A 413-nucleotide genomic window follows, 5' to 3' on the forward strand; every position below is an offset into this window, starting at 1 on the left:
CATTGGGATCGGTCATGAAGCAATCCAAGCTGGATATAAAGTTTTGTTCAGAAACGCATTGACGCTGGTAGAGGAACTTGAGCTTGCCGAAATGAAGGGAGAGCTCAAAAAGCGGCTCACACAGCTAAGTAAATACGATCTCATCATCATTGATGAGTTGGGTTACTTACCCATGTCGCGTCAGTCGCGTTACAACTTATTCCAGCTAATCAATAGCTTGTACGAATATCGGTCTATCATCTTAACAACGAACAAAGATTTTACCAGTTGGGGTGAGTTCTTCCATGATGACAATGTTGCGGTACCGATCATCGACCGCATCATCCATCACTCACACATATTTATGCTCGGAGGAGAAAGCTATCGACTGAAGGAGAAAGTTAGCAAAACCTGATCGCAGGTGGGTCAATTTT

1 protein-coding gene is annotated in these 413 nt (G+C 43.6%); it reads left to right on the forward strand.

All coding sequences use genetic code 11. The features are described from left to right. The coding region (locus NOG12_RS11670; RefSeq protein ID WP_313933345.1) for an ATP-binding protein at positions 1–394 on the forward strand (394 nt) is incomplete at its 5' end. Positions 395–413 lie beyond the last annotated feature (19 nt).

Origin of the sequence: Pseudidiomarina fusca, from assembly GCF_032227045.1 — a bacterium.
Taxonomy (GTDB): domain Bacteria; phylum Pseudomonadota; class Gammaproteobacteria; order Enterobacterales; family Alteromonadaceae; genus Pseudidiomarina; species Pseudidiomarina fusca.